This is a genomic window from Bacillus sp. JJ864, assembly GCF_036963045.1.
GTDB lineage: Bacteria > Bacillota > Bacilli > Bacillales > Bacillaceae_G > Bacillus_A > Bacillus_A pseudomycoides_C.
On sequence record NZ_JBALLY010000061.1, the window covers coordinates 274 to 2,232 of the forward strand.

Annotated in this window: 3 protein-coding genes; all 3 read right to left on the bottom strand. The window is 37.1% G+C overall.

The features are described from left to right. Window positions 1-117: 117 nt before the first annotated feature. Window positions 118-597 (bottom strand): RNA deprotection pyrophosphohydrolase, encoded by a 480-nt coding sequence (gene ytkD, locus V7024_RS11040; RefSeq protein WP_335519592.1) that lies wholly within the window; start codon window positions 595-597, stop codon window positions 118-120. 81 nt (window positions 598-678) lie between these two features. After that, window positions 679-993, bottom strand: a complete 315-nt coding sequence (locus tag V7024_RS11045; protein WP_035436259.1) for a hypothetical protein — start codon at window positions 991-993, stop codon at window positions 679-681. A gap of 336 nt (window positions 994-1,329) precedes the next feature. Next, window positions 1,330-1,803, bottom strand: coding sequence for an S-ribosylhomocysteine lyase LuxS (gene luxS / locus V7024_RS11050; RefSeq protein WP_306201216.1), 474 nt, complete (start codon window positions 1,801-1,803; stop codon window positions 1,330-1,332). Between the last annotated feature and the right edge of the window lie 156 nt (window positions 1,804-1,959).

Sequence of the window (1,959 nt, forward strand, 5' to 3'; positions counted from 1 at the left end):
TCTGCATAGCAGCGACTTACTGTTGAAAAACCAAAACGAATCTATATGGACACTGTAGCTATTTATCCCGCACTAACAAAACTAATTTTGTAAAAATAAAAAAAGAAATCGGTTGCTCTACTTTGTAAAACAGCCGATTTCTTCTATATGCCGCATTGTGCGCGCTAGTACGTCATCGCGCATAATGAAACTGAAGCGTCTATTTTCTTTGATGTCCTCTGGAATTTGTGTCAATAATACAGATCCCTTTGTTTCTTCATAGTGCGTATGTTGTTCTACGGCACTAATTGTTGCGAAATAAATGTTTTTAATGATTATTTTGTCTTTTCCGGATACTTTATATTGTCCAATATACGCTAAGCTCGATACAATACCGCCCGTTTCCTCATGAACTTCACGAACTGCCGCTTCTTCCGGTGTTTCTCCCTCTTCTACCTTTCCACCTGGAAATTCAATACCACGGCGCAAATGATGGGTTAATAACCATTGATCTCCGTACCGGCACACAACCCACACATGCTTTGGCTCGGGAGAAAATGGGTAACGTTCAAACGATAATTGTACAGTGTTATGATAGTAATCTTTAAATGTGTACATGCCCTACTCCCCTATTGATGGTTACAAATTTCTTACCATAAATTGTAGCACATTCTGACTAGTATGACTAATCTTATCCTATCATAACCCATCGATAATACCCATTTGTGCAATTAACTCTTTCGCCTCATTGTCACCAAGCTCGTAAATCATTCGATATGCTTTTTGCAGCTGTTCATCATACCGATCATTATTGGAATCATGATGATATTCCACAAACGGCACATGTGAGCGCACAAATGTCCCAAGATCTTCACGATACGCATTATCAAAATACTCGCGTAGCCTCAAAATTTCCTCATCCGTCGCTTCAATCGTAAAACTATATGTATTGGCCGTTTTCACTTGTGAAATTTCGCCATTTGCAACTGAAATATAGTATGTCTTCTTATCCATAGAACGCTCCTTCTTTCACCTACTTTACTTTCTATTGTTTTCAACAATTACAAAATTATGTAAAAACATGATTGATTCAATAATAAAATAAGTGTAAAGTGAAATTCATAATAATCTGAATATAAACAACTTTGCACGTACATTTATGGCTCTTCATATTAAACCTTTTATGGACTCGACTATAAAGGAGAGATATAAGATGTTAACAGGATTACGTATTTTCTTTGGACTGCTCACGATCGCTATCAGTATATACAGTTTGTCTACTAAGGATGTTTCACTTTTTCCTTATTTACAACAAAAAAAGCTGCCTTTCCCAGGCAGCTTTCCTACTTATTATCCAAACACTTTCTCAAGTTCGTCTTTATCTTGGCTTAACCAGAAATTCATTAAGCGTTTTGCGCCTTCTAAGTCATGAAGTTTCGCTTGGCCGCACTGCGTTTCGTTTGCCGCAGGAATTTCTGTAATTTGTATTGCGTCTTGCAATGTTAACTCTAATAAGTCGATGACTTCGCGTACTGTTGGCGTACCGCTTACAACAAGGTAGTATCCTGTTTGGCAGCCCATTGGCGAAATATCAATAATATCAAAGTGTGGATAACGATCAATATATTTACGTAAATTAAATGCTAATAAATGCTCTAGCGTATGAATGACATCTGGCTTCATCGCTTGTTTATTTGGTTGGCAAAAACGAATATCAAATTTATTTACGATACCGTCTTTTCCTACTTGATGAACGCCGCAATGTCTTACATAAGGCGCTTTTACAATTGTATGATCTAATTCAAAGCTTTCTACTGATGGCATATTCATCTCTGCTACTAAAAATATAAACAAATGTACATTTTTAGAGTTTTCCTGTTTCTACGAACCCGGCCTCGCCAAATACTCGCTACTATCGTTTATATGATTCTCCACAGGCGTAAATTCCCGACTAACCATCGGTACATATATACCTACTAT